The 7395-nt window shown below is 30.8% G+C and carries 8 protein-coding genes; 6 read left to right on the top strand and 2 right to left on the bottom strand.

Annotated features, from left to right (window positions below):
- A partial coding sequence (locus B4I81_RS07675; protein ID WP_291109351.1) for a nucleoside recognition domain-containing protein occupies positions 1-959 on the top strand: 959 nt, incomplete at its 5' end.
- Positions 960-1003: 44 nt separating this feature from the next.
- Here B4I81_RS07675 and B4I81_RS07680 read toward each other — a convergent pair.
- Together B4I81_RS07680 and B4I81_RS07685 are read right to left on the bottom strand one after the other, a co-directional pair.
- Positions 1004-1699, bottom strand: coding sequence for a DUF6261 family protein (locus tag B4I81_RS07680; protein ID WP_291109353.1), 696 nt, complete (start codon positions 1697-1699; stop codon positions 1004-1006).
- 364 nt (positions 1700-2063) lie between these two features.
- Positions 2064-2420, bottom strand: coding sequence for a helix-turn-helix domain-containing protein (locus B4I81_RS07685; protein ID WP_291109355.1), 357 nt, complete (start codon positions 2418-2420; stop codon positions 2064-2066).
- Positions 2421-2573: 153 nt separating this feature from the next.
- Between B4I81_RS07685 and B4I81_RS07690 the strand changes: the two genes are divergently transcribed.
- The 5 genes from B4I81_RS07690 to B4I81_RS07710 all read left to right on the top strand — a co-directional run.
- On the top strand, positions 2574-2744 hold the full coding sequence (locus B4I81_RS07690; RefSeq protein WP_291109358.1) for a hypothetical protein: 171 nt from the start codon (positions 2574-2576) through the stop codon (positions 2742-2744).
- Between the two features lie 10 nt (positions 2745-2754).
- A complete protein-coding gene (locus B4I81_RS07695) occupies positions 2755-2922 on the top strand; it encodes a hypothetical protein (protein ID WP_291109360.1) in 168 nt (55 codons plus the stop codon).
- Positions 2923-3749: 827 nt separating this feature from the next.
- Complete coding sequence (locus tag B4I81_RS07700) at positions 3750-4826, top strand: HlyD family secretion protein (protein WP_291109362.1); 1077 nt, start codon at positions 3750-3752, stop codon at positions 4824-4826.
- 111 nt (positions 4827-4937) lie between these two features.
- A complete protein-coding gene (locus tag B4I81_RS07705; RefSeq protein WP_291109364.1) occupies positions 4938-7097 on the top strand; it encodes a peptidase domain-containing ABC transporter in 2160 nt (719 codons plus the stop codon).
- A 48-nt stretch (positions 7098-7145) separates the two neighbouring features.
- Positions 7146-7395, top strand: a 250-nt coding sequence (locus B4I81_RS07710; RefSeq protein ID WP_291109366.1) for a TolC family protein, incomplete at its 3' end; no start/stop codon positions are given.

Below are 7395 nucleotides of genomic sequence, written 5' to 3' on the forward strand. Positions count from 1 at the left end.
TTATGAGCATCGCCGAAAAAGCAGGTGGTATCAATTTCCTTTCGAGAATGATTCAACCATTTTTCTCGAAATTATTCCCCGAAATTCCTAAAAATCATCCTTCTTTCGGTCACATGACGCTTAATTTCGCAGCGAATTTATTAGGATTGGATAATGCTGCAACGCCTTTTGGTTTAAAAGCTATGGAAAGTTTACAAACCTTAAATCCAGATAAAGACAGAGCTTCTAATGCACAAATTATGTTTCTGTGTCTTCATGCAAGTGGATTAACGCTGATTCCGGTTTCTATTATTGCGATTAGAGCTTCCATGAATTCTGCAACGCCAACTGATATTTTCTTGCCGACTTTAATTGCGACTTTCTGTGCAACCATGGCTGCGATGATTATTGTTTCTATCAAACAAAAAATAAATCTTTTTCAGCCTACACTTTTGGCTTTCGTAGGTGGAATTTCGGCACTTATTGCCTTGTTGGTTTGGTTTTTAGTAAGATTGAGCAAAGAAGAATTAGATGATGTGAGTAAACTCATCAGCAATGGAATGATTTTGTTGATTTTCTTTGCAATTATCGCAGGAGCCGTTTACAAAAAAATCAATGTTTTCGATGCGTTTATAGACGGTGCAAAAGAAGGTTTCAATGTCTGCGTAAAGATTATTCCGTATTTGGTAGGAATGTTGATTGCGATTTCTCTTTTGAGAACTTCTGGTGTTTTTGATGTGATTATAGACGGAATGAAATATTTTGCACAAATAGCCAATTTAGACACCCGATTTGTTGACGGTTTACCAACGGCTTTAATCAAACCACTTTCTGGTTCAGGAGCAAGAGGAATGATGGTAGACACGATGAATGTTTTTGGCGTAGATTCTTTTCCTGCGAGACTTTCTGGGATTTTACNNTTGGCAGATTTAGTGGGAATTGTTACTTCTATTTTAATGGCGTATTTGTTTTTTGGGTAAAGAAAAGGTGAAAATTTTAAATTTTCACCTTTTAACTGAATTTTTTAAACATTATTGTCTTTAATCGTAAGTGTACTGTTTTTAGCTGCTTTTACAATTTCATTGATGTCGGCAAAGATAAGTTTCCAGTTTTCTACGTTTTTCATAGCGGTCAGCAAGCTTAAATAATTCTTAATAGCTACCTCTAGGTTTTTTCTTATTGCACTAGCAGATGGTAATTGTCTAAGATCTGCATTGGCTTCTGCCTGTTCGGAATAGATGGCTTCAAAGTCTGTTTGGGCAGTTTTTAATTGGTTAAAAATGGTTATTAAATTTAATTCAGTTATTTTGCTTAATATCTCTGGCTTATCTAGCTCCTCAATTAGTTTTCTCATTTGAGCTGTTTCGGAAGAGTAGCTCAGTTTATCTAGTTCTAGACCGTATGTTTTAAAAATAGAAAGCACATCCATAGCAATTTGGTAATTATCTAAAGAGGGGAGACCTTCATAACCTTTCAAGAATTTTTTCATCCCAGAGAAAAGGTGGTCTCTTGTGCGGTCTGCCTCTGCTACAGTTTGTCCTTTGCCACTAAAAGCCAATTTAGCATATACTTTATCATAAAGCGTATATTCTTCTTCTAAAGCAATAAGGAGTTCATGATTTTCTACTACCGTGTAATTACCGTTTTTAGAAGAGTTAATGATACGTTGTGCTAATGTTGCTAAGTCTTTGGTGCTTAGTTTTTGTAATGTAATTTTCATTGGGTTAATGTTTTTTAAGTTATTAGGATAAAGATAATTAATTTTTGTTTTTGTTTTTCGCTTATCAAAATAAAATTAAACTTCATCTAAATTTACTGAAGGTTTAATTGATTCCGCTAAACCAAAACTACTTTTATATTTTCTTTAATCTATTAGAATTATACTTCATCTAAATTTACTGAAGGTTTAATTGATTCCGCTAAACCAAAACTACTTTTATATTTTCTTTAATCTATTAGAATTGTACCTCATCTAAACTTACTGAAGGCTTAATTGCTTCTGCTAGAGGAAAAGTAATCTTATGTATGTTATAAATTTGAAAAAAAAGTGAATTTTGGGTAGTTGTCTAGTATAAGTACATCTTTTATTTTTTGTCTAGCATTTCTTTAAGCAAGGCTATTTGTTCATCTTTGGCTTTTAGAAGTTCTTGGTAAACCTCTTTGTTTTCTTGGTAATAATGTTCTACTTTGCCAAAAGCATTAGCAGTTTCATTATCTGTTTGATTAAAAATTGTCTGATTTTTTAAATCTAATATTTCTGAAACATCAGTTTCTAATAATTTGGCAACCGAGAAAAGTTTATCAATGGTAATCTTAGTAGAACTATTCTCCATTTTGGCGTAAGTAGATTGATTAACGTTGAGCTGGTGTGCCATATATTCTTGGCTGAAGCCCTTTAATTCTCTATATTTTTTAATGTTTTTTGCAATGATGTCATTCATAATTAGCATAATTTATTCACAAATATAATAAATTATTCATTTTATGAATTGTTTTTCTGAAATTTTCTTTTCTTCTTTGTCTCAACAAAAACTAATGCGCAAAAAGTTTTTAGTGAAACAAAAATATTTACTAATTTTAAAAATCATTAAAAAATGAAAAATTTAAAAAATTTGAATTTAGTTGAGCTTAAAAGCATCAACGGAGGAGAATTACCTTACACCGAAAATGCAATCAATTCGCAAGGGTTACTAAAAGATTTACATAATACTGTAGACGCAGCAAGAGGCTTTGTTAACGGATTATTTGGTAAAAAAATTCTATAAATTTATTATTATGAAAAATATTATTACATTAAATCATGAAGAATTAATCTTAATTAATGGAGGTCACGATGGTACTGCTTATAAAATAGGTGAGTCTATTGGAGGTTTTGTAAGAGAAGTTGGCGCTGCTGTAGTTGCTGGTTATTTATTGATTAGATACGGAAAAGCTCCTAATTAAAAATACGAATCTGAATTAATTAATGAGGCTGTCTGAAAATTCGGACAACCTCTTATTTTTTTTATATTTCATAAAGATTTTTTTTTCGGTTTTTAATATTTAAAAAGCTTATATTTCTTCTAAACATTCATAATTTCTATAAAAATGTATAAATATTCCCTTATTAATAATAAAGAATTTCCAAAAAACACAACTAAAGAGAATTTATATAATGTATTCTACTCTTTATTTTTAATCTTTATTTTTATTATAATTAGTAATGGATTAAGTAAACTTATTATTAATCTTATAAATCTATTATTTGGAACAGATAGGACGTTAGACGATTTAACTCAAAATCTACTTAAAATTCATGAAATCCCTTTTATATTATTTGTCTTTGTTGGTCCACTAATTGAAGAAATTATTTATAGGTTATACCTAAGTTTTAAAAAAATTCACATAATTATTTCTATATTGTTTTTTGAATTTTATTTGTTTAATGAAACATTTATCCAATTTACTCTAGATTACAAAAGTTTTATTATTTTCTTTATTTTATCAGTTATAACAATTATAACAATAACCTATTTTTACAAATTTTTACAAATCTTTTTAAATAAAAATAATTTATTAATCTATTGGATTTCAATTTTTCTATTTGGAGTATCCCATATATTTAATCTTGAAAATATTGAATTTAAGTATTTTTATCTATACATACTATTTATAGTCCCTCAGATAATTATGGGCTATTTTATTACTAATTTAAGATTGAAACAAGGTTTTTTTTGGGGGCTATTATTACATATTATAATTAACACTATAAATGCCTTAGTCAATTTAATATGAAAAATATATATTTACTATTAATTATTTTTTTTATAATTTCCATTTTTTCCTTACCAATCATTTTTATTCCTATCTCTTCCTCCTCAAGAGGCGCCATCCGTTCTGTACAAGAGAATACACAACTTACGGCAGTAGTAAGCGGTAGAGTAATAGAAACAAAATTAGAAAAGAATAACCAAAATATAAAAAAGGGAGATACACTCCTAATAGTAACCGCAGAGCAACTAGATACGCAAAAAAATCTACAAGCCAACCAAAGTGCTGATTACCAAGCACAGCTTTCAGACTTACAAAAAGTGTCTAATGGCAATTTTACAGGCTTGCAAACAGGGCAATACATAAGAGAAGTATCTGCTATGCAAGAAAAGATAGCACAAGTACAATCTCAGTTAGCTCTTGCCAAAAAAGATTATGATAGAGCATTATTACTCTATAACCAAGGTGTAATACCTAGAGCAGATTATGATAAAGTCTTTTACAACTATCAAAACCTAAAAACACAAATATCAAGTATAAGAGAGCAACAATTGGCACAATGGCAAGCTCAAAAACGGGATACAGAAAGACAACTCCGTTCTCTAGGTTCAGAGATTACTCGTATCAATCAAGAACAAAAAAATTACATTATTACGGCTCCTATTTCTGGGAGATTGGTAAATTATTCTGGGGTACAAAAAGGTAATTTTATTGTACAAGGACAATCTATTGGAGAAATTTCTCCAGAAGAAAATATGGTGGCAGAATGTATGGTTTCTCCTAAAGACATTGGCTTTATTAAGAAAAACCAAAAAGTAAAGTTTCAGATAGATGCTTATAATTATAACCAATGGGGGCTTCTGGAAGGGAAAGTAGTTGATATTGACCAAAACATTACTGTAAACCAACAAACTGGAGAAGCCTATTTTAAAGTACGTTGTGTAATGGATAAAAATTATCTGCAACTCAAAAATGGCTATAAAGGTCAAATAGGAAAAGGAATGACTCTTACTGCAAGATTTTATTTGTTGGATAGAACGCTTTGGCAATTACTCTTCGATAGAGTAGATGATTGGTTCAATCCTAACTTAAAGTAAACAAGGTGCGGAGCACCGAAATCAATAGCATAGGGCAAAGCCCTATGTTTTAATGAAAAAGGAAANNGCTACCCTATGCTAATGATTTTGTCACTTCGTGACATTACTGATATGAAAAAAGAAACCCAAATAAAACAACATGATATAAAAGACTGCGGAGCTGCTTGTCTCGCATCTGTTTCTGCACACTACGGACTTAAAATTCCTATTGCAAAAATCCGACAAATCTGCCATACAGATAAAAGAGGAACTAACGTTCTAGGAATGGTGCAAGGTTTAGAGGCACTTGGTTTTAATGCCAAAGGTGTAAAAGGAGGTGCAGATGCTTTACCAGAAATTCCGCTTCCTGCTATTGCGCACGTCATCGTAAAAGAGCAATTGCATCATTTTGTAGTTATCTATAAAGTTTCCAAAGAAAAAATCTATGTGATGGATCCTGCTTTTGGAAAAATAGAAGAATACACCATAGAAGAATTTTCAAAAATTTGGACAGGTGTTCTTATCCTACTAGAGCCAAATGAATATTTTGAGCAAAAAGACGAAAGTACAAGTATTTACAGTAGATTTTGGAACTTGGTGCAGCCTCATAAAAGTATTTTGTTACAGGCAATTATTGGTGCAGTAGTTTATACTGTTTTAGGTTTATCTACTTCAATTTATATTCAGAAAATTACCGATTATGTTTTGATTGACGGAAATAGAAGGTTGCTTAATTTGCTCTCTGTAGCAATGATTGTGATTCTTCTTTTCCAAATTTTCATTGGCTATATGAAATCTGTTTTGGTTTTGCAAACAGGACAGAAAATGGATAAGCATTTGATCTTGGGTTATTACAAGCATTTATTAAAACTTCCTCAGCGTTTTTTCGACACGATGAAAGTCGGCGAAATTATCTCCAGAGTAAATGATGCCGTAAAAATTAGAACTTTTATTAATGATGTTTCTATTCAGATTTTTGTAAACATTTTCATTGTCTTGTTTTCGTTTGCTCTAATGTTTACTTACTATTGGAAACTGGCATTAATTACGGCTTTGGTTATTCCTTTTTATCTGTTGGTTTATTTTATCACGAATAAACTCAACAAAAAAGTAGAAAGAAAACTGATGGAAGAAAGTGCAGAATTGGAAAGTCATTTGGTAGAATCTCTTAATTCCGTTAGAACCATCAAACAGTTTGGCGTAGAAACCTTTGCGAATAACAAAACCGATAATCGATTTTCAAATTTATTAAAGACGATTTACAAGTCTGTAATTAATGCCTTGTTCTCTGGAAATTCTTCTGAATTTTTATCTAGAATTTTTACTATTGTTTTACTTTGGGCAGGTGCAGGATATGTAATTGATAGAGAAATTACACCAGGAGAATTGCTTTCTTTCTATGCCTTGATTGGTTATTTCACTGGTCCGGTTTCTCAATTGATTGGAATGAATAAAACCATACAAAATGCACTGATTGCTGCCGACAGACTTTTTGAAATAATGGATTTAGAAAGGGAAGAAACCACAGAAAAGATTGAACTTACAGCAGAAAGTATAGGAAATATACAGTTTAAAGATGTGTTTTTCAGCTATGGAAGTAGAGTTGATGTTTTTGAAGGATTTAATTGTGAAATAGAAAAAGGCAAAACTACCGCTATAGTAGGTGAAAGTGGGAGTGGTAAAACTACATTGGCTTCTTTAATCCAAAATCTTTATCCATTAAAAAATGGTAAAATAATGATTGGAGATTATGATATTAATTATATTTCAAATTATTCTTTGAGAAATTTAGTTTCGGTAGTTCCTCAACAAATTGATTTATTTTCTGGTAATGTTATTGAAAATATTGCTCTGGGTGAAGACATTCCTGATATTCAAAGAATTATAGATATTACCAAAAATTTAGGAATTCTAGAATTTATAGAAAAATTGCCTAATGGTTTTCAAACCTATCTTGGCGAAAATGGCTCTCAACTTTCTGGCGGACAAAAACAAAGAATTGCTATTGCAAGAGCTTTATACAAAAATCCTGAAATATTAATTTTAGATGAAGCTACTTCTTCTCTTGATACTGAAGCAGAACAAATTATTCAGAAAACTTTAAATGAATTAAAAGCGCAAGGAAAAACAATGATTGTGATCGCTCACAGATTAAGCACTATTGCCAATTCTGATAAAATTTTGGTGATGAAAGAAGGGAAAATTATGGAAGAAGGTACTCATAGAGATTTACTTTCTAAGGATTCTGCTTATAAGTCTATGTGGGAAAAGCAAATTATTTCTCTTAATTAGTGTAACAAAGACCACCATTCACCGTCTAATTAAGAAACTTTTCATCCTATGAAAAAAATATTTTCACTCTTATTGCTATCAGCATTTTCTTTAGGGTTTTCTCAGAAGAAATGGAGTTTACAAGAATGTGTAGATTATGCTGTTAAAAATAATTTACAAGTTATTAGCAATCAATACAATGCAGATATTCAGGCTAAAAATCTAGAAATTTCTAAAAGAGATAAATTGCCTTCAGTTTCGGGTAGTTTTAACAATAATATGAGCTTTGGAACTACGCAAGGTTTCCAAGGAAGTATCG

The sequence above is a fragment of the Flavobacterium sp. UBA6195 genome, from assembly GCF_002422095.1.
In the GTDB taxonomy this organism is placed as follows: Bacteria; Bacteroidota; Bacteroidia; order Flavobacteriales; family Flavobacteriaceae; genus Flavobacterium.